The following is a 19,165-nucleotide window of genomic DNA, read 5'->3' as shown; positions in this document are numbered from 1 at the left end:
GTTCTGCCCGCTGAGCCGCTCGGACACCCGTCTCGGCAGCCCCGGGCGGGGCCCCCCGCCGCCCCGGCCCCCCTGCTCGTGGATGGTGGTCTCGGCGAAGTTGGTTCTCGACGAGCACGCGAGAGGATAAGCTCTCCTGCGGAGTGACAGGCCGCGCACGCGCTCCTCGTTCTCGCCTGAGTTGCCTCGCCCACGCCGGTTCGGTGACGTTGATGGCCAAGGTCCTTCCCGGGGCCCGCGTTCACACTTCCCCTGTTCGCATGCTTGTTCGTTGCAGGCAGGGTGGCGTGGGCGCCTCTGCCGGGAATGGACGAGAACATGCCGAAGAACAGCAGTGCGCGGCGGCGCCGTCGCGCTCGCAGGATCGCAGCCGAGGACGGCGTGCAATATGCCGAAGCTCTCCGACGCGGCGAAAAGCAGGCCGCGCAGGCACGCGAGCAGGCCGAGAGGAACTCACGGCTGCGTCCGTTGAAGATCAGCGTCGACGGGACCGGGAAGTATTGGCGCCGTGCCGATGCCGAACAGCTGGGGCCTGACGGCCTGGCGGATCCCACCTGCGAGGATGTCCTCGCCGCAGCTGATGTGCTGTTGCCGAAGGTCCACGCACTTCAGTCCGCCAAGTTGACGCCGACGACCGTGGTCGTGCCCTACTGGCAGCGAGACACACTGAGCCAAAGCGAGTTGAACGAGGAATTCCGCACGAAGGTCTCGCAGGTACTCGACGACCTGAAGCGCGTGCGTGCCGACGCCGAGATCCGCTGTGTCGAGTGGAGGACCGTTGCCGCCGCCTACTACGGAGTGGATGTCAAGCTGCGAGGGCTGGATCGAATCACCGGGGAGCGGCTGAGCGACCTGCTCGATTCCGCCCTGGACTCGGCTGCCGTGCTGTCCATGACGGCTGAAGCCGTCCACAATCGCGGGTGCCTGCTCGGCTCGGACCGTTCCCGTCGCCTGGGCTGGGGGTACTCACCATGTGGTGGCGGTGAGGTCCGGGTGCGCGTCCGGATCTTCGATGACGAGGTTATCGTCACCGTCCCCGGGTGCCCCCGGCACGCTGCCGAGGAGATCGTCTACTTCGACTACGAGGTCGAAGACGGCATGGTCGGTATCGAGGTGATGGGCGGCACGACCGCGGACCTCGATGTGATCTACGACATCACCGAACAGGTTCGCCGCGAGCGCGACGAACTCCGGCGAGAAAGGGAAAAGGACAAGTCCGGGAGCTGGACGGTACCCGTGCCGCCGTGGCGACGTGGCGCGGACTATTGGTGATCGCCAGTCGGGCCCTTCGATGACAGGTTCGCCGGTGTCATACCCGGCGGCGGGGTGGGTGCCCCAGTTGATTTGGGCCAGCCGGTCGCCAGGCGCGTGGTGGGACACCCGAACGCAGACAGCTGAACAGGGCGCTGACGATGCCCTGGGGCCGCTGGTATGGCGGCCCCAGGGCATCAGCGGTGCTGCATTCCGCGCGGGTCAATATGGCCCGCGTCTGCTGCTCCTGGTGTCGGCGGCAGCCGGGCCGGGTAAAGCGGCCCCTCGATCGCCAGGTTGTGGCGGCGAGTGCGTCGGAAGGATCTCGAACGGGTCGGATTCGAGCAGGATCAGTGATCTCCCGTTGTCCCAGTCGACAAAGATCTGGCCGGGGCATGAACTGGGGATCCGTGTCACCGTTCCGATTGTTCCGATTTCCAGCGGCGCGGGATCGTCGGGCATGAGCCCGGTGATACGAACGCGGTCACCGACGCGGGGTGTGATCATCGCGGTTGTTTCCTTCTTCTCGTTCATCGGCGGCGGGAATGGTGTCGTGCAGGTCGAGACGGAATAGCCCCTGCTCGTGTGGTGGCTGGGTCAGTGCATTGTTGCTGTCGGCGGCGCGGATATCGCTGGCGTAGAAACTGATGTCGAGGTCGAGTTCGTGGTCGCGAATGTTGTTGCCGTCGTGGTCGCGGAATCCGGCGACGCCGAGCCCGCCGTAGGGTGCCCAGTCGAGCAGCACGGTGCTGATCGAGGGATTGCGACGGCCGATCTCGGCGGTGATGATCGCGAGGACAAGGTCGGTGATGCGCTGTTCCCGTGCACGCCCGAAGGGCAGGTCGTACGCGGCTTCCAGCTGGGCGCGTAATGCGTCGGTGTGCTGGTGGCTTGGGGCAGGACCGGTGGCCGATGCGCTGCTCGTCGCAGATTCGTTCCAGTTCATGACGTGGCTCCTCGGGGCATTTTCGGTGGCCGCAGGTGATTTGGACGCGGTGGGTGGCGGGGCCGCCGGAGTGGGATCAGTGGGGGTGGGGCGTGGGCATGTGTGCCCATGCGGCGGGTAGCGGCCCGCCGGTGTCCAGGTGGCTATCGAGCGCGGCCATGGTGTCGTTGGCCTCGGCATACAGGGCTTCGAGCCGGTCGTGGTGGTCGGCGCAGGCAGACGAGTCCTCGGTGCCGTCTTCGCGGGTGCTGTAGCAGTCGATCTCGTCGCGGATGCGCTGTTGCAGGACGCGGAACCATGCGAGCAGTTCGTCGGAACCGGCCGGTTCGGCGGCGCTGTGTCGCTGAGGCTCGTCGGTGGCCGACAGCCCGGCGGCGACGACCCTGTCATCGAGTTCAGTCACTTCATGCAGCGCGAAGGCGAAGGTATGGGCGAGGTTTTCCACGGGTTCGCCGGGGTCGGGGGTGTCGCCATCTCGGAGTGCGGTGGCGATGGTGTTCAGCCGCCCGGCGAGGTCTTCGGCGTGTTCAGCGGCCTCGTGCCGCTTTCGGCGCAGCGCCTCCATCGCTTGGTCACGTTGGGCCTTCTTGAAGGTCTGCATCCGGTCTCGCCATTCGCGGGACGGTTCCGTATCGGCAGGCACCAAGGCCCACGGTGGCGCGAAGCCCCGCCTGCCGTCGGCTGTTTCGATCGCGCATTCCGCGACCTCGTCGTTGAGGTAAATGGAGCGGACCCGGCCGCGCCATGTCGGGTTGTCACGACCGGTCACCTCGTCACCGACCCGGATCGGGCACTCGGCCCCGAATCGGCTGACCTGATCGCCGGTGGTGTTCGCCGCGCTGACCGGTGCCTGGTTGACCGTCGGGGTGGTGTCGCTGTTCATCATGGCCGAACTCCTAAAGAGGTTGGTAGTGTGCCGATTTCGTCTCGGTCGGTGCGCTATGGGCAGTCGAGGGCATCCGTTGCGACACGCTTGGACAGGCCGAACACGTCGGTGCGCATGATCTCGGCGGTGCCGTCGCGGCGGAATCGGACGATGCGGACCAGGGTTCCGGCCGGTAGCTGTACGCCGTGGAACCAGATCGGCCGGGTGGTCGAGCCGATCAAGGTTTCGCTGTCGGATTCGGTGGGTGACTGCGGATCGGGTGCTTCCGCTGCTGTTGGCGTGGTGCCGTGGGTGTCCATGTTCTTGCCCCTTCGTTCGGTGGTGGGTTCGGCGCGGGCAGTTGGATCCCGCTGGTGGCTGATTGGCTGCCGCTACGGGAGTCAGGCAGTGCGTACGGCGGCGGTGGCCGCGCGGCCGATGGCGTGGGCGGTGGTAGCGGGGTCGGTGATCAGGTGCAGGTTCGCGCCGTTGAGGGGGTCGGGTGCCGTGCCGGTGTCGGGTGCCAGCCACAGCACGGCACAGCCGGTGGCGCGGAGCCGATCGAGGAGTTTCTGGGCGCGGTCGCGGTTGCTGCCGTCGTAGTAGCCGTCGGAGATGATCACCAGCAGGCGGGTGTTTTCCGGGCGCGACAGCTCGAGGGCACCGTCGAGGGCCTCGATGGCGTTGTCGATGGCGTGCAGGAAATCGGGGCAGCTGAATTGGGTGACCCGGGCGGGCGCGGTGCCCGGGTAGGTGATCGGTGCCACCGATGCGCCGAAGGTGACCGTGGCGGTAGCGGCGGGCATGGTGGCCAGCTCGGCCGCGCGGGCGATGATCCATGCGGCCGAGGCGACCGGGTCGGCGTAGTCGCTCATGGAACCGGACACGTCGCAGGCGATACCGACCCGCAACGGCGGGATCGGCACGGTTTTGCGGGTAGTCCGGGTGAACGGTTCGGCCGTGGGCAGCGCCCCGGCGGCGCGTTGGGCTTCGCGGGCCAGTGCGCCGCGCATCCGCAACCGGCCGGGCGGCAACGCGGAGGTGGTTTTGATCGTGGCGCGTTCGCGCTGTGCGGCGTTGTTGAGGGCGCGGGCCAGCACCCGGGCGGCGGCGCGTTCGTCCGGGTGCGGCGTGCGGGTGGCGCGGGTGCTGGCACTGGTGCCGGTCCCGTTGCCGTTGCCGAACACCTTCTGCGCCCGCGCCGCCGCGCGCCGTGCGGCACGCTGGGCCTCTCGTTGCGCGGTGGCCGCCGCTTCGGCAGGGTCGACCGGGACCGGTTGCGCGGCAACGGCGTTGCTGATGTTGGTGACGGTGTCACCGATCGCGGCGGACAGGACCGAGTTCGGATCCGGGTCGGCGTGCGGGTCGGGGCCGACGATATCGAGCCACCGTTGCCCGAGTTCGAGCATGGTGTTGGTGTCGTCGTCGGCCACGGTGTGGGCCTGCTGCCAGATCGCGCGCAACTTCTCGAGCTTGTCGCTGCCGAGGATGGACTCGATGACCCCGGCGGCGGGCGCGCATTCCGACGCGGTGAGGATGCCGCCATCCACGCGCCCCAGCAGGAGGGCGGCGTTGTGGGCGGCGGCATAATCGGTGGGCGGGATCTGGGCGGCGGCATCGGTGCCGCCGTTGTCGCCGATCACGATCTCGGTCGCGCTGGCGCGCAGCCAGTGCCGGTCATCGGGGCGGCGACGGATCTGGGCGGCCTCGATGCGGGATTCCTCCAACAGCAGGGCGGCCTCGACCACGGCCGGATTCGCCACCGGCGGCGCTTCCCACACCGAATGTTGGGCGTGGGCGCATTCGTGGACGAACGCGCCCCACACGGCGGCGTAGCGGGCGCGGTCGCTGTTGCGGTCCGGCCGCGCGGTGGCCGGGTCGATGCCGAGGCGGGTGCCGTCGATTTCGATGGCGGCGCTGTGGGGCATGAACACCGCCGGGTGCCCGTGCGCCGCGCCGGGGGCAATGGTGACGACCAGGTCGTCGCGGTCTGCGATCGGTGGGGCTTCATCGGTTAGGGCGGCAGACAGGGCATCCCATCCGGCGGTGGCGGGCGGTGGTGTGGGTGTGGTGGTGGGGTCGGCGATCAGGTGGCCGGTCATCGCGGGGGTTCCTTCCGGGCGTGTTCGGGCGGGCCGGGGTGGGTTAGATGCGGGGGCCGAGGGCCAGGGGTTCCAGCCGGGTGCCGAACACGGTGCGCACCACGTCGGCGACGATGGCGCGGTCGTCTTCGGGTGCGGCCCCGATCAGGTTCGCGGCGGCGGTGTTCGTGTCGGTGGCGGTGGCGATTTTCTGGAACGCCAGCAGTTCGCGCAGCTGGGGTGCCCACCCGATCTCGCCTTTGTCCTGTCGGGTGGCCAGGTTCCGCGCGGCGCGGACTGCTTTCGGGTCCACCCCGAGCTGTTTGGCGAGGTCGTAGTCGGAGCCGACCTGTACCTGGAACGCGAACCGGCTGGCGAGGGCGTCGGACAGGATCGCGCCGTGAACGCCGGGGTTGTGCCCGGCCACCACGAAGAACCCCGGCGCGACGGTCACGATTTCGCCGCTGTTGGCTTTGATCACGATCTCGCGGCGGCCGTCCATGGCCGGGTACACGCATGACAGCACGGTCGGCGGGATGAGGGTGGCGTCATCGATGAACAGCACCCGGCCCTCGCGCATGGCGCGGACCAGCGGCCCGTGCACGAACGCGAAGGTCCCGTCGGGGTTTTGCGTGTATTCCCCGACAAAATCGGCGACGGTGGTGTCGCAGTCGCCCTGGACCGTCAGAAGGTCGCCGTAGGCGGCCTCGATCAGCGAGGTTTTGCCGGTGCCGGGCGGGCCGTACAGCAGGACCGGGACCTCGTGGTCGCGCATGGTGCGCAGCACGTCCACATCGGCGCGGCCCGCCAGGGTCCGCAGGTGGTATTGCTGCCCGTTCGGCCGTGTCACGGCCGAACCGGTGCGGGCCGGGCTCGGGGTGCCCGATGGCGCGGCGGGGGCCTTACGCGCCCGACGGGCGGCGGGCCGCTTGGCCGGGGTTGCGGCGGGCGTGCCGGTGGCGGGTGCCGGGGTGGGGGCTCCGGTCGCGGCGCTGCTGGTGTTCGTGTTGGCGCGGTAGCGCAGCGGTTTGGCGCTGGTCTGGTCGGCGTGTCCGGCGGCGGTGAGGGTTTTCATCGCGTTTCCGATCGCACCGGATGAACGGCCGGTGAGTTTCGCGACTTCGCGGGGTGTGTATTCGGTGCCGGGGTTGTCGGTGAGGATTTTGGCGACCATGCGGCGCAGTTCGCCATTGCCGAGGCGGTTGGCCGGTGCGGGGGCCGGGCCGGTGGGGGAAGTCATCTCGTTTCTCCTTCGCACTGCACGAATTTTGTTGCGCCGCTCACGGCGGATCCTGGCACAGCGGTGGCGCGGTGGTCATTTCGGATTGGTTGACAATTCGTTTCCCCGGGGTGTGGGTCGACGCTATCTCGACTCATCCCGGGAATTCAACCCCGTTTTCAACCTTTTCTCAACCAATTTCCGCAGATCAGGGCAACAATTGCATGGCAAGCACAGAATGGAATGCGTTAACGCGGCCAGGCCGGCAGCAGACCGTACATGAGGAAACTATTGATTTGAAACCGATTGGAATGCATCGAATGAGGACGGATATCGATAGTTGAATAGCGGAGTCATATCAGCAGGGCCAGCCGAACGATGGCAGCGACGCCAGCGGGCCACGCCCGCCCCAACGTGTTCTTTCTGTTCCCTGCGGGTAATCCTGGGGAGCCAGTTGGGTCGGATAGTGGCTTCTAGCTGGTAGTTTGCGGCATCGGGGTGGGTTGATTTGACTGACCCACCTAGCGACCCGCCAATGGACCCACCTAACGACCCACCTAACGATCTCCACGATCAGCCAGGCCGCGATAACGCGAGCTGCACCCCCCGTGGCGGCGATCTCCGACAACCCGAAGAAATTGCGAACATCCACCCGTTGTGCCGTGAAATTGCCGTACGGAATCCCATTCTCAATTGAATTCCACAAATAGCGATCAGATATCCGCAAACCCTACTGGGCTAATACCTTACCCGACGAACGCCGAGAAGCACGCACACCTTCTGGCTATTATTGCGTACCGTCAATACTTGGCGGCGGGTGTCGCCTCGAATTCCCGAGGCGGATGTTAGCCTTTGTCCCGCGCGGATTCCGCACTCGAGTCAGGCGAGAGACTTCCCCATCCTCGCCTCCGCCTCATCAGACGAGCTTTTACCTTAGACCCAGCGTTTCCGCCTATCTCATCTCGAGTGTTCGCCGAGGCGTTTTCTCGGCCATTACGCATCTCGGATAGAAGACTCCGGTTTCAGTGCCGGGCTTGTTTTTGGAGCCTTTCTGCAAGGTCTCGTGTTTCTGCGGTGGGTTCTTCTCCTATTTTGGAGAGTTTGTGTGCCAGGAGGCCGAGTGTGCGTTCGATGGCTGTGTGTTCGCCGAGGCGGGCGTGCAGGCGAAGGATGTCGCGCCACAGGAGTTCGTTGAGCGGGTCGTGGTCGAGGGCGGTTTCGAGGAGGTCCAGGGCGCGGCGTGGGTCCTGCTCGACCACGGTGGCGGCCAGGGCGCCGACCGCGGTGATGGTGTCGCGGCGGGCGGATTCCCGGATCGGTGCTACCCAGTCCGCTGTGAGATCTGCGGCCAGGATCCCTCGGCAGGAGGTGTCGATGATGTGGCGGCACGCTTCACCGCGCTCCGTGCCGTTGCCCGCGTGGCGGCGTTGACGTACCGCGCGAGCGAACTGCTGGTAGTCGGTGGCGATGATGGTGTGGTCGAGCTGATAGCGGATGTGGTCGCCGGCCAGAATCCGGGGCACCGTGCCGTCGGTCGCGTCTCTGATGGAGGCGGTGAGTCGGCTGATCGCGGTGTTGAGTGCGTTGACCGGTCGGCGGGGGCATCGTTCCCCCCACAGATCGGCGATCAGGGCCTCGCGGGAAATCCCTTCTGGGTGCAGGGTCAGCAGGGCCAGCAGTTCGCGGCTCCGGGGCTGCAAGTGGGTGGTGATGTCGACAACGCCGTCGTCGCGGTGCCAGCAGACACGTAGCGGCCCGAACACCTCGACTGCCAGGGTCGGCCCACCCGGTGCCGATTCGTTTGCCGTGGTGGCGACGGGGGTAGCATCACGCGCAACGGGCACTGTCTCCGTAGGGGGCTGGCCGGTCTCGGTGACCTCGAGACCGAGGTCGTCTACTGGGGATACGGCCGGGGCGGCGTCCTGGCCCGGGATTCGATCGGGAACTGGCTGGCGGGCTCGATACACCCGGGGCGAATCCGCCCGGATGCAGACCCCGAGACCGTGACGCCACCGGCCCGGTAACCGGGGCCACGGTGACGGTTGCCGGCCTAGAAGCGGATTCGAGTGTGCTGGGGTCAGTTGTGTGTGCAGTGCGGCGGCAACGACGCGGGCAGCCGCTGCGAGCCCGTTGCGTCCTCGGCGGGAGTATCGGGCGCCGGTCAGCAGCGCTTCGGCACCGAGGCGGTCGAGTGGAAGCCTGCCGAGCACCGGGACTCCGAGAGGCTCGGCGAACTCGCCCGTGCGATCCGAGCCGACCAGCAGCACCGCGCAGCGCCGACAGCCGGCGGTGACCTCGCGGACGCGCCGGCCGGCGCGGACGGGGTCGGCGAGGTCGCCACGGACCACGACGATCAGAACGTCGGCGCCAGCGGCGATCGGAGTGGCGGGCGAGGCCGGATCGGCGAGACCGCAGTCGGCGATGACCACCAGATCTGCCAGCCTTGGGACTGCGGCGGCGGGCATGCTCACCGGGGCCGTCAGCGTCGCTGCCATGGCATCGGCACTTGGAGGTGCGGCGAGGAACGGCACACCCGAACCCAGCGTCTGGACGTGCTCCCACAACTGTGTCGAAACCGGAGAATCTCCTGGTGACTGGGTGGTGGCAGCGGCAAGGCTGGCCAGTCCGCGGTGCGGGTCGGCGTCGGCGAGTCGCGCGAGTCGTCCCCCGGCAGGATCCGCCTCCACCACGACAGCGGGTTTCGTGCCCGGCCATGCGTTGGCGAGGGCGACCGCGGTAGTAGTCACTCCGGTGTGAGGATTCAGTCCGGTGAGTGCGATCAGCACGGTCACCGCCCCCTTTGGTTGTTGGTCGCCGATCCAATCGTCACGTTGGGTCGACGATGGGGTACAGGGATGGGGCCCGGCTACTCGGACACGATCGCGGTGATCACCGAGTGCCGGTCGAGTTGTGTGGTGGAGATCCGTTGCCGCCACACCCGTGGTGCCGCACCGGGCGGGGTGTCGGTGATCTCGACCGCGTACAAGCCGGGGTTCAACCGGCGGATCCGGGCACAGTAGGTGGTGCCCAGCGGCGCCGAGTCGATGCCGGCCTGGATGGTGGCGGCATCCGATATCGCGGCGTCGGCCGCGACGACTTCGCGAGCGAGTACGCCGTCGCGGGCGTGGTAGTAGGCGGCCTCGAACGCAGCAATTGCCGCTGCGCCGGTGGCCGGCCGTAGGGGGCGAGGCCCGGCTACGGCTTCGGTGGCCTCGATGGTTTCGGGACCACAAGCGGCGGTGCTCCCGGTGACGGTGAGTGCGTGTTCGAGGCCACCGGGAGAAAGCGAAAGCGCGACGGTGAGAGACATCGGCACGTCAACACCGTGGTCTACGCCGTCGATGCCGGAGATGAGCATGGTTGCCACCACCACGGTGGCAGCGACCACAGCGAGCATCACCACGCCGCCCAGGACGGCTCGCGCCCTACCCGGCCCGCCGGTGCGGTACTCGGAAGTCAGCCAGCGTCGATCTTCCGCGGTATCGGGTGCACCGGCGGAGGCCAGCCATTCGGCTATTTCGGTCGGCGGCGGCCCGTCGAGCACGATCTGCCGGTCATCGTTCGACTCGTCCTGGGGGTCGATTCTTCTCATCACCGATGCACCCCGCTTGGTCAGCCGAGCGCCGGCGGCCATTGCGCCAGCACGTCGTTGAGCACCTGCGCGGCCTGGGACTCGACCGTCTCGACCACGTCGGCGACAGGTTCGCTGACCACCACCGCCGTCACCTCTTCGACGATCGGCTGGGGTACCGCGGCCTCGACCTCCGCGACCACCACCGGGAGCGGCACAGGCTCAGTGCCGACACCTAGCGCAGCATCCACATCAGGGTCCGCCAGCCCAGCCTGATCCAAGACCTCGGCGGCCTCGGCGACCACGATGTCGTTCCAGTCGCGTTCCCGTTGCGCGACCTCGGATGACATCCCCTCTGGCCGCGGCACACTCACCCCACCGAAATGCAGCGAATCCTCGCCCACCACCGACGCCTGCACCTCGGCGTAACCGTCGCTGGTGCCCGGCTGCGGGTATACCTCGACCACTGGCTGCGCGGGTTCCACAGCCACCTGCGGCTCGATCGCCACCTGCGGCTCATAGCCCATTTCGGGCCGGGACACCGACGGGGGCTCCGACCACACGTGGGGTTCAGGAACTATCCGGGGCTCGGGAACGGCCTCCGGCTCGGGCAGGACCTGGGGTGCCGGTGAGATCGGGGCCGGCATCTGAGCGGGCGCCGGGGTATCGGTCTTCTCATCGGGAGTCGACCGGTCCGGCCCGACAGGAATGGTCCTGGTCCGCGGTTCCGGAACCACGGGGCCTACGACGCCCGCTTGTCCTGGCCGGGGGTCCGAGATCACTCCCGGCTGACCCACTGGACCCGCATGCGCAACCGGTGCTGCGAACACCGCCGCCGCCAACGGGACAAGCGCGGCCATCGCTAGACGATGCCCTGCACAGGCTCCGAATCCAGGTAGCCACCGATGCCTCCGAGACGAGTGCACCACCGGTCCGGTCGCCCCGATGACCCCACCGACCGCAGGACCGCGCAACGAGGTCCACAACGCCCCTGGATGCAAGGCGCAGGCGTGTACCACACGAACATCGACGCCTTGCCCGTCGAGGTAGTCGACAATGACCTCAGCACGGCCGATCACCGGGTCGGCCAACCGCGACGGCGCGACGACAACCACCACCGCAGCGTCGACCCCGTCCGGTCGGCACGCTGGAATGTCCTGGTCGAGCCGGAACACCGCCTCGCAACTCACCACTCGCCTGCCGCGCATCCAGATCACCCAGATCCCCACGGAGGAGCTACGGCCCCCTCCGGCAGCACGCGCTGCCGCCACCACCGCCGCGCCGGACACCGCAGCATCCGAACGGCTGTTCATCGATGTAGTCATGACTTACCTCGCTCTCTGCGTCGGTCACGACCCCGGGGCGGCCCCTCCTCCCACCAAGTCGTGAGATACACCACCCAAACTATGCACGTATCTCGAACTTTTCAAGAATAAAACAGTAACTTTTCTCTGGATGCCGAGGGATTTGGCTCCTGATGGCGACTTTTCCGAACTTTACGGGTACAGTTCTGCTCATGGGAGCCCACGACGAGTTCTTCGCCCGGATGGTGCGCGAGCGGCGTCAGCAGCTGGGCAATCTGACGATGCCGGAGGTGCACCAGCGCGGCGGACCAGCGGTCCCTGCCCAGCAGCGGGCCGACCGTTGCGAGCTGTCGGCCAATGTGCGGCCGAGTACCTTCGCCAAGTTCGACACCGGCCTCGGATGGCAGGAGGGCTCAGCGCGGGCCGCCTACTACGACCGTCGGCCACCGGTGCCGGTCGAGTCCGACACTCCCGCGTTCGAGCCAGGCGCATCCAGCATCAGCCTCAGCCTCGAACAGCTCCTGCCACTACTGGATGCCCAACGGTTTCTCCGAACCGCCCCCATCGCCGAGCTGCCGAACGCGATCGGCAAGCTCGATGATGCCATCAGCGGCATTGTCGGCCCGTTCGTCACGAGCGTCCTCGAAGCCAACCGTGGCACCCAAGTCCATCCGCTCGTCGAGATCGCCTTCGGCGAATCTCTCGCCGCGCCGGTTTCCCCAGATGACCCCGACGCCACGGAAAAGCTGTACCGGCGCTGGCTCATCGGACGGGCGGAAGATCTCGACGATGCCCTGCAGCAAGCATTCGAACAGCGCTTCCAGAAACGCAACCAGGACGCTGCGACCACATCTCGCGCGGTCGCTCCGAACTGAACGCCGGGCCTCACCCTGATAGGCCCGAAATGGCTGCGGTTCTGGCGAAATCCACAACACCCTGGGCACCGGGGTAGGCGTGTGCAAAGCTGTGTCCCGGGACTGACAACGAGCAGACAATACGGGGTGGTGATGGGCGGTTCCCACAATGACACCGGGTCGCCGGTGTCCGGCGATGCAGTCCGCAGGGCGGCGGCACCGTACTGCCTGCCGTTTCTGGCCATCTACGACATCTGGGTGATCCGGCTGAGCAACCGATTCGGGTGGCGGTGCCCCGCGGACACCATGCTCGCCCCATATCACCGCCACGCCGGCCGCCGCCACCTCGAAGTCGGACCCGGTTCAGGCTGGTATCCAGCCCACACCCGATTCCCCGACGACGCCGAGATCACGCTGACGGATCTGAACCGAACCTCCCTCGCCTACGCCGCCCGTCGACTGCGCAAGGCAGGACACACCGTGCACGAAACCGTCGCCAGTGTTCTCGAGCCAGTGCCCGCCCCGGCCGGAGCGGGTTACGACTCGATCGGCATCAACTTCGTTTTACACTGTGTCCCTGGCGATTTCACCGCGAAGGGTATTGCGTTCAGCCACCTTGCCCGGGTGCTCGCGGATGACGGCACGCTGTTCGGCTCCACCATCCTCGGAGACCACACACCGCACACCGGGTTCGGCCGGCTTCTCACCACCACCTACCGGCGCGTCGGCGCCTTCAACAACCGCCACGACACCCGGGCGGACCTCGCCGCAGCACTCGACGCGGCCTTCGGCGAGTATCACCTGACCGACATCGGAGACGTCACCCTGTTCACCGCCTCACAACCGCGTCGATAACCGCTCAGCGGTCGATCCGGAGCTGCCATCCTGGTGGACGGGCTCGGCTACCACGAGGTGCAGCGCGAGCACGAGCGGGGAGGAGCTCGAGATGGACGTGGCGTGGGATGTGCGGCGGCAGGTGATCGTCGAGGCCGCTGAACTCGCCTACCACCAGGGGCCGGACTTGGGCCCGTTCGAGTGTCTTGGTTGCTTCCAGCCGGCAGCAATCTGTCCACGGTGCGGCGCAGAGCTCGGCTCTGCCTTTATCGAACAGCTCGCAGCACCGCAGGTCGCCAGAGTGCGCCTCGAACTGGAACAGGATTTCGCTGCCCGAGAGAAAGCCATGGAGAACGACGTCCTGACACGGGTCCGCGCCGGGATGCGAAACGAGGTCAATCGGCTGCGGAACCAAGCGCAGCGAAGTAGCGAAACCGCGGCAACGGAGAAGCAGCGGGCTCAGGCCGCGACGGTCGCTCTGGCCGAGGCTCAGGAACAACTCGAGCAGATGCAGGCCGAGCAGTCGCGGATGCGAGATCAGATCGCTCGCAGTGAACGCAAACGGGCGCAGCAGGAGGCCGAACGGAAGTATCGTCCGGTGATTCTGGAGTACCAGAACCGGGAGAAGCGGGCGCTGGACCAGCTTGCTCTGGCTGAGAGCAAGATTTCGCCGGGGCCACCACCACAGCCGACGGGAGTCGCCTACCAGCACGCATTCGCTGAGGAACTGCAGCGCCGCTACCCCGAAGATGAGATTTCGGTGATTCGGAACGGTCAGAAGGGCGGTGATGTCCTCCAGATCGTGCGTGTCGACGGCCGAAGCTGGGGATCTATTTTGTGGGAGTGCAAGAGAACCAAGCACTTCAGCTCGGCGTGGATTCCTAAGCTTGTCCGTGATGTTGATCGTGATCACGCCGGTCTCGGAGTGCTCGTGAGCGCGTCGATGCCGGCCACGGTGGATGGTGTGGCAATCCGCGACGGCATCCTCCTGTGTGCCGCCGACCTGGCAACGTACATGTCCATTCCGTTGCGGCAGGCGGTGATCGACAACAAACGTCACGCGATTGCGGGCAAGGCCCGTCGTGGGCGTGCCGACCGGTTGCTCGAATACGTCGACCGGGGCGGGTTCTTCGCCCACCTGCAGCGGATCGTCCAAGACGCGCGCGAAACCCTGGCGACCGGGGCCAAGCTGCGAAATCAAGTACACGCTGCTCTCGCCAAGCTGGACCAGCACCAGCAGGACGTGCTCGACCGAATGTTCACCATGTTCGGCGAGCTCGACGCAGCCGGCGTCGCCGTCCCACCCGCTCTGCACTCAGAACATGTGACCGACCATCGGTCGGCCTCTCCCAACGGTGCACGAAAGGAGGGCCCGTCGACCCGACACCCGACATCGACGGCCTCCCGGACTCGAAACTGAATCCGGCGATATCTACTTGCTGAGACAGGTGGCCTGGACGGCGGGCACGCTTGATCGCAGGGTCGGCCGGTTAATGCGTCGTCAGATCCGTGCGGCGGTCGACTCGTACCCGCAGTCCGGCTGGTTTGAGGGTGATCTGCTCTGCGACGTCGAGGGTGTAGTCACCGTCGATGTGGATCTCGTACTGGTGGAGGACGTGGGCGAGAGTGAGCAGGACTTCGTGATTGGCGAATTGGCGGCCGATGCAGGCGCGGTGCCCGACCCCGAACGGCCTGTATACGCGACGGCGGTCCAGCTCACGCTGCCGCTGAGGGGCCCATCGGTCCGGGTCGAAACGTTCTGCGTCCGGACCCCAGGTTTCCGGGTCGCGGTGCGCATACCAGGTGAGCACGAATACCCAATCGCCTTGCTGGAAGCGGTATTTGCCGTCACCGATCGTGACCTCATGGCGCGCCTCGCGGAAATAACCGGGCGCGACCGGCCACAACCGCAACGTTTCATCGACCACCCGCCGCAGATACCGCAGCTTCGCGACGTCCTCGTAGCTGGTTATCGGCCGGTCGCGCCCCGGGAAATGGTCGTCGACCTCGGCGCGCGCTCGTGCCGCGACCTCGGGATTCTTCGCCAGCTCGTAGAGCGCGAAGGCCAGTGCGCCCGCGCTGGTCTCGTGGCCAGCGACCAGGAACGTCAGGATCTGGTTGCGGATATTGGTGGCATCGAGATGCTCGCCGGTGTCAGGGTCGGTGGTGGTGAGCATGCGGTCGAGCAAATCGTCGTGCTGGCCGACGGTGCCACTGGTCCGGCGTGCGGCGATCACGTCGTCGACGGTTCGGTGCATAAAGGCGATGTCGCGGCGATGCTGCCCGGCGGCGCGCCGTCCCAGGGTGTTCTGCAACAGCGGGGGGAGGTTGGCGTTGCGGTTGATGTAAGTCAGGCCGCGCAGCATGGCTTCGACGAAGGGGTGCGCTTGGCCGGGGGTGTAGGAGAACGAATCGAACGAGTAGCCGAACCCGGTGCGGGCGATGATTTCCAGGGTGAGCCGGTTCATTTCCTCCGCGATGTCGGCGATGTGGTGCGTGTCGCCCCAGGTGTCGAGCAATTCACCGATGGTGGCGGCCATCGTCTGGTGGTAGGAACGCATTGCTGTTTGGGTGAAGGCTGGCGCGAGGATGTTGTGTGCTGCCGACCAGGCCGGTTCGTCGTTGCGGGCGGTGAACAGTCCGTCCCGGGCGACTCGGCGCAGCTTGCGCAGGGGCACTCCGAGGTGCTTGGTCCAGTGGTGTTCGTCGTTGATTTCCGCGATGAGGTCGGCGCCGGAGACCACGATCATCGGCCAATTGGTGATGCGCCGCTCGAAGATCGGCCCCAGCCTTCGGGCATCCCGCCGCGATGTCTGGGTGGGTTTGGCCACGTTCATGGTGAACAGGTCACCGACGACAGGCAGCCTCCACCTCGGATGCGGCAATACTGCCGCCTCGTCCCTGCCGGTCCGGGGCGGACTCATCGCCATCACATCGTGCTCCTACTGGTCGAAGGTGTCGCGCACCGAGTGCTCAAGGGCGTTTCGATCGAGGCGATATGTCGGGCTGTCGGCCACACACCGGCCAGGTCCAGCAGTTCGTTCAGGTCGGTGGTCAAGTCTCGCGGACCGAGCCGAACCGGTTGGAGCCCGGGGCTGGGCTCGTCCTGCGGTGCTCGCCCGGCGTTCTTCTGGTCGATCGCCGCGAGAATTGCCACTGCATAGGACAGCATGCCCTCACGGTCAGGGCCGGCCGGGTATCTGGCTGTGGTGTAAGGCTTGAGGTGCAGGAGAGCGTCGCGGATCTCGACGATCATCCGGTGAAGCCGCAGCGCCGGTTCCACCCCGCCGCCATCTCCTGGTGGGGCGAGCACGATCTCGGGGACACTGGCGGTCAGGTCGCGCCACACGGGCTGCAGGCGGCGGCAATAGCGGCTGGTCCGGTCGTGTCCGGTTCTTATGAGGATTGTGCTCACCAACGGCACTGCTACTGCAGCAGACGCGACAACATTGGCCAAGAAAAAGGTCCAGCCTTTGCTGCTCATATCCGGGTCCGCAGACGGTTGGTTCTGCACGACGGCGAACCCGGTCTGGAATGGAATTGCGAGCGAACTGAGCCCGAGTCCGGCGGCGAGAACAAGTACACCCAGGTACAGCACACGCTCGCGCAGGAACGCGTCGCTGCGCAACTCGCGGAAGCTGATGCGGGCGATTACCCATGCGGTGATTCCGAGCGGCAGATAGAACGCCACCCACGCGATCACCGCCGGCCAGCCCAATGCCTCGTCGATCAGCTGATCGGCACGGCGCGCGGGGGTGCCGGCGATCAGGATCACCGCGGACGCCGAGAGGGCGACGAGGTCATAAACGCGCTGTCGACGCCAGGTATCTGCAGGGTCCGCTCCGTCCCACAATTTCGCAATGCCATAGATATAGGAGACCGATACCAGGATTGCCCCGAACGAAGCTTGGCGGCACAGCTGCACCATCTCGGCATCACCGACGAACCACACGAGGCGCGCGGCCAGGTCTTCGGCCCACGCTTCCCGCATCAGTAGTCCCGCAATCGCTGCCAGCAGAGCCCGGTTGATCAGCCGATCGACGACCTTGTCGCCCAGCAGCCACCACCGTCCGGCGGTGATCGCGGTGACAGCGAACAGCACGGGCCAGGCCAGTAGGCCGGGAATCGGCGAGGTCATCGGTGCCGCCCGAGGAAGAAGGTGGATCGGAACGGCGAGGGTCGTCGCCGCGGCAAGGTCGCCTCGACCATCACCAACCCGGCGAATGATTCGGCAGCCTGTTCGCGGGCGGTCCCATAGTCCCGGCGCCAGAGAACGCTGCGGATCGACGCCGGATCCAGTAAGGGCATCAATGTCTGCAACGGCAGTACATCACCGTCGGGCTCCGGAGTGGACGAGCCATGTCCCAGGAGCATGTGCCCGATCTCGTGGGCGATGATGTGTCCAGCGTGCCATTCGGTTTCGGCCCCGACCATGATGATGTCGTCGTACTCCCGAGCGATCCACAACCCGCTACCGGTCCCGCACCCGGCTCCCGACAACGCATTCGCGTCGATGGGGCACACCGTGATCGGCCGTTGCCGATACTCCGCGACCCGCTTCACGTACTCGTTCGGATCCCACGGCCATGGCACCGGCACGATCCGTGCGGTCTCCTGGACATGTACTGCCGTGTCGTTCATTGCTATTCATCCCTCCCGGTGGCGTCGCGTGTGCGGCGATCTCCTTCGCATTCGGCGTTGTGTCGGTAAAGCACGGCCCGGTCCCTCTGGTCAGGCTGCGCTGTGGTCTGGAGGCGCGAGCCTGGACAGCTCGCGAGTCAAAGCGGTGATATCGATGTCGTTGCCGCGCAACGCCATATGCCTGACGCCGGCATCGCGTGCCGCCGATAGCAACCGCAACTGGCGGTCGACGGGGCGAGCCTCGTCAGAGGTACCGGTGAGATACACCGGCAGGACGTGGAAGTGCTGGGCAATGGCCTGCAGCACCGTGGGGTCGACTCCACCGCTCGTGCTGCCGGTCCGCAGCGCGATGATTTCCTCGGCAAGTATGGTCTCGCCGACGATGGCGCTGACACTGCGAGCGACATCTGCCGGGTCTTGCTCGGGTTCCGTGCGAGGGTGGAACGTGCTGAACAGCCGGTTCACCCTCGTCGGCAACTCGATGATCTCGTCGGCCATTGTGGCTGACTGCCGTTGATCAATGGGCGAGCTTTTCATCGGTACCCTCCCTGGTTGCCTGGATGAGACCACGCTCGGTCCGCAGGACTCGAGCGCTCATCCGGCGTCCGTCAGAGACTGGTACCGGGAATCAGAACTTCGCCATCATAACAAACGCCTATCCGAGGTGGTAGGTGTTCACATTCCGTCAGCTCGGGAGCGGGTCCGGCTGTTCTGGATCGTCAAGCCCGGGATGCCCTGCATCTGTGGGGGCCACCGGGTCGGGTTCGTCGGAGTGCCCTGTCACCCGCAGTTGCAGCACGGCAAGCGCGGGACCCGCGTCAGAGGTTCCGACTATGGCACCGGAGCCGTCAACGACAACCCATCCACCCCCGCGGCGCCTCAACCGCACATCGTGCACTTCAGCGGATTCGGCTTTGCCGGTGAACACGTCGGCGGCGGCGGCGAAGATGCGTTTCACGTCGTCAGGGTGTGGGGTGTCGCGTTGGTCGACCTGCCCTTTCCACTGGACGTCGGGTAGCGGATCGGTGATCCAGCGGATCAACCGCATCTTGGCGATGTCGACCAGCACCATATGGACCTGCGATATGCGCGGTATCGCGGCCAGTGCCGCTGCCTCCAAGCTCATCCCGGCCATCGGAGTCGAGGTTTCGAACAGCAGTCCACGCCACTTCGCTGGAGGCTGTGGGGGCGTGCCAGCGGCCATGACGACATGACCCGGCCTGTTGTTCTTGCCGACTGTTACGGTGACCGCACCGCTCCAGCTGTCACCCGGTTGTGACGACAGCAGCGCCCTGATCAGTGAAAGCCCGTCTGCTGGTTCGACGAAGCGGAAGATTTCTGGTGCCGTGAGTTGCGAGCGCGGCGTCCCGCCGGTCAGCGCCGCCGGAAATTCCGCGAGCCGCAGGTGGGAGTCCCAGGTGAACGCGAAGGCCGACACCGGCCGCTGCTGTGGTTGGGTCCCATCGGGACCCAACCACACAAGCGCGCCCAGGAGCGCAATGTACGGCCCGAAAACCGGCACGACACGGGCGCAGACCGAGAGACCGTTGCGCACGACGCGAAGCGTGGCCGCCGCTTCGGGATGCGCCCGCAAGTCGG

The 19,165-nt window shown here is 66.6% G+C and carries 19 protein-coding genes; 5 read left to right on the top strand and 14 right to left on the bottom strand.

The genetic code is table 11. The features are described 5' to 3' along the window. Window positions 1–306: 306 nt before the first annotated feature. Complete coding sequence (locus QH276_RS16660) at window positions 307–1,272, top strand: hypothetical protein (RefSeq protein WP_043736126.1); 966 nt, start codon at window positions 307–309, stop codon at window positions 1,270–1,272. A 201-nt stretch (window positions 1,273–1,473) separates the two neighbouring features. Here the strand turns inward: QH276_RS16660 and QH276_RS35540 are convergent, their stop codons facing one another. The 9 genes from QH276_RS35540 to QH276_RS16620 form a co-directional block, all read right to left on the bottom strand. After that, window positions 1,474–1,713, bottom strand: coding sequence for a DUF4314 domain-containing protein (locus QH276_RS35540; RefSeq protein ID WP_218017685.1), 240 nt, complete (start codon window positions 1,711–1,713; stop codon window positions 1,474–1,476). Between the two features lie 22 nt (window positions 1,714–1,735). Continuing rightward, a complete protein-coding gene (locus tag QH276_RS16655) occupies window positions 1,736–2,197 on the bottom strand; it encodes a hypothetical protein (RefSeq protein ID WP_043736127.1) in 462 nt (153 codons plus the stop codon). A gap of 76 nt (window positions 2,198–2,273) precedes the next feature. After that, a complete protein-coding gene (locus QH276_RS16650; protein ID WP_043736128.1) occupies window positions 2,274–3,083 on the bottom strand; it encodes a hypothetical protein in 810 nt (269 codons plus the stop codon). A 53-nt stretch (window positions 3,084–3,136) separates the two neighbouring features. Continuing rightward, window positions 3,137–3,382, bottom strand: coding sequence for a hypothetical protein (locus tag QH276_RS16645; protein WP_043736129.1), 246 nt, complete (start codon window positions 3,380–3,382; stop codon window positions 3,137–3,139). Window positions 3,383–3,463: 81 nt separating this feature from the next. Then, entirely contained in the window at window positions 3,464–5,164 is a 1,701-nt protein-coding gene (locus tag QH276_RS16640) for a VWA domain-containing protein (protein WP_054814850.1), read from the bottom strand. Between the two features lie 43 nt (window positions 5,165–5,207). Beyond that, a complete protein-coding gene (locus QH276_RS16635; protein WP_043735057.1) occupies window positions 5,208–6,383 on the bottom strand; it encodes an AAA family ATPase in 1,176 nt (391 codons plus the stop codon). A 1,001-nt stretch (window positions 6,384–7,384) separates the two neighbouring features. Beyond that, window positions 7,385–9,154 carry a BTAD domain-containing putative transcriptional regulator gene (locus QH276_RS16630; protein ID WP_054814851.1) on the bottom strand — a complete coding sequence of 590 codons (1,770 nt, stop codon included), beginning with the start codon at window positions 9,152–9,154 and terminating at the stop codon, window positions 7,385–7,387. Between the two features lie 74 nt (window positions 9,155–9,228). Then, window positions 9,229–9,954, bottom strand: coding sequence for a hypothetical protein (locus QH276_RS16625; protein WP_138456829.1), 726 nt, complete (start codon window positions 9,952–9,954; stop codon window positions 9,229–9,231). A 20-nt stretch (window positions 9,955–9,974) separates the two neighbouring features. Beyond that, window positions 9,975–10,442, bottom strand: coding sequence for a hypothetical protein (locus tag QH276_RS16620; RefSeq protein WP_147265984.1), 468 nt, complete (start codon window positions 10,440–10,442; stop codon window positions 9,975–9,977). A 547-nt stretch (window positions 10,443–10,989) separates the two neighbouring features. On the opposite strand from QH276_RS16620, the gene QH276_RS16615 reads away from it, so the two are divergent. The 4 genes from QH276_RS16615 (at window position 10,990) to QH276_RS16600 (ending at window position 14,345) form a co-directional block, all read left to right on the top strand. Then, a complete protein-coding gene (locus QH276_RS16615; protein ID WP_043735745.1) occupies window positions 10,990–11,322 on the top strand; it encodes a hypothetical protein in 333 nt (110 codons plus the stop codon). Between the two features lie 127 nt (window positions 11,323–11,449). Beyond that, on the top strand, window positions 11,450–12,112 hold the full coding sequence (locus QH276_RS16610) for a hypothetical protein (RefSeq protein WP_043735744.1): 663 nt from the start codon (window positions 11,450–11,452) through the stop codon (window positions 12,110–12,112). A 132-nt stretch (window positions 12,113–12,244) separates the two neighbouring features. After that, window positions 12,245–12,946 (top strand): class I SAM-dependent methyltransferase, encoded by a 702-nt coding sequence (locus tag QH276_RS16605; RefSeq protein WP_051047160.1) that lies wholly within the window; start codon window positions 12,245–12,247, stop codon window positions 12,944–12,946. 91 nt (window positions 12,947–13,037) lie between these two features. Continuing rightward, window positions 13,038–14,345 carry a DUF2130 domain-containing protein gene (locus QH276_RS16600; protein ID WP_054814853.1) on the top strand — a complete coding sequence of 436 codons (1,308 nt, stop codon included), beginning with the start codon at window positions 13,038–13,040 and terminating at the stop codon, window positions 14,343–14,345. Window positions 14,346–14,415: 70 nt separating this feature from the next. Here QH276_RS16600 and QH276_RS16595 read toward each other — a convergent pair whose 3' ends face one another. The 5 genes from QH276_RS16595 to QH276_RS16575 form a co-directional block, all read right to left on the bottom strand. Next, complete coding sequence (locus QH276_RS16595) at window positions 14,416–15,855, bottom strand: cytochrome P450 (RefSeq protein WP_051047157.1); 1,440 nt, start codon at window positions 15,853–15,855, stop codon at window positions 14,416–14,418. Beyond that, a complete protein-coding gene (locus tag QH276_RS16590) occupies window positions 15,855–17,063 on the bottom strand; it encodes an MAB_1171c family putative transporter (protein WP_043735742.1) in 1,209 nt (402 codons plus the stop codon). The genes QH276_RS16595 and QH276_RS16590 overlap by 1 nt, the downstream gene beginning before the upstream one ends. Next, complete coding sequence (locus QH276_RS16585) at window positions 17,060–17,566, bottom strand: hypothetical protein (protein WP_043735740.1); 507 nt, start codon at window positions 17,564–17,566, stop codon at window positions 17,060–17,062. The genes QH276_RS16590 and QH276_RS16585 overlap by 4 nt, the downstream gene beginning before the upstream one ends. 90 nt (window positions 17,567–17,656) lie before the next feature. Further along, a complete protein-coding gene (locus QH276_RS16580) occupies window positions 17,657–18,064 on the bottom strand; it encodes a hypothetical protein (protein WP_043735738.1) in 408 nt (135 codons plus the stop codon). Between the two features lie 187 nt (window positions 18,065–18,251). Then, a partial coding sequence (locus QH276_RS16575; RefSeq protein WP_280406800.1) for a hypothetical protein occupies window positions 18,252–19,165 on the bottom strand: 914 nt, incomplete at its 5' end.

It is taken from the genome of Nocardia carnea, from assembly GCF_029869215.1.
Lineage (GTDB): Bacteria > Actinomycetota > Actinomycetes > Mycobacteriales > Mycobacteriaceae > Nocardia > Nocardia carnea_B.
This window is presented reverse-complemented; position numbering and strand designations above follow the sequence as displayed.

Bases quoted from the DNA above. Each gene is read 5' to 3' on its own strand.
- QH276_RS16660 (WP_043736126.1), top strand. From the start codon at position 307: ATGGACGAGAACATGCCGAAGAACAGCAGTGCGCGGCGGCGCCGTCGC.
- QH276_RS35540 (WP_218017685.1), bottom strand. From the start codon at position 1,713: ATGCCCGACGATCCCGCGCCGCTGGAAATCGGAACAATCGGAACGGTG.
- QH276_RS16655 (WP_043736127.1), bottom strand. From the start codon at position 2,197: ATGAACTGGAACGAATCTGCGACGAGCAGCGCATCGGCCACCGGTCCT.
- QH276_RS16650 (WP_043736128.1), bottom strand. From the start codon at position 3,083: ATGATGAACAGCGACACCACCCCGACGGTCAACCAGGCACCGGTCAGC.
- QH276_RS16645 (WP_043736129.1), bottom strand. From the start codon at position 3,382: ATGGACACCCACGGCACCACGCCAACAGCAGCGGAAGCACCCGATCCG.
- QH276_RS16640 (WP_054814850.1), bottom strand. From the start codon at position 5,164: ATGACCGGCCACCTGATCGCCGACCCCACCACCACACCCACACCACCG.
- QH276_RS16635 (WP_043735057.1), bottom strand. From the start codon at position 6,383: ATGACTTCCCCCACCGGCCCGGCCCCCGCACCGGCCAACCGCCTCGGC.
- QH276_RS16625 (WP_138456829.1), bottom strand. From the start codon at position 9,954: ATGAGAAGAATCGACCCCCAGGACGAGTCGAACGATGACCGGCAGATC.
- QH276_RS16615 (WP_043735745.1), top strand. From the start codon at position 10,990: ATGACCTCAGCACGGCCGATCACCGGGTCGGCCAACCGCGACGGCGCG.
- QH276_RS16610 (WP_043735744.1), top strand. From the start codon at position 11,450: ATGGGAGCCCACGACGAGTTCTTCGCCCGGATGGTGCGCGAGCGGCGT.
- QH276_RS16605 (WP_051047160.1), top strand. From the start codon at position 12,245: ATGGGCGGTTCCCACAATGACACCGGGTCGCCGGTGTCCGGCGATGCA.
- QH276_RS16600 (WP_054814853.1), top strand. From the start codon at position 13,038: ATGGACGTGGCGTGGGATGTGCGGCGGCAGGTGATCGTCGAGGCCGCT.
- QH276_RS16595 (WP_051047157.1), bottom strand. From the start codon at position 15,855: ATGGCGATGAGTCCGCCCCGGACCGGCAGGGACGAGGCGGCAGTATTG.
- QH276_RS16590 (WP_043735742.1), bottom strand. From the start codon at position 17,063: ATGACCTCGCCGATTCCCGGCCTACTGGCCTGGCCCGTGCTGTTCGCT.
- QH276_RS16585 (WP_043735740.1), bottom strand. From the start codon at position 17,566: ATGAACGACACGGCAGTACATGTCCAGGAGACCGCACGGATCGTGCCG.
- QH276_RS16580 (WP_043735738.1), bottom strand. From the start codon at position 18,064: ATGGCCGACGAGATCATCGAGTTGCCGACGAGGGTGAACCGGCTGTTC.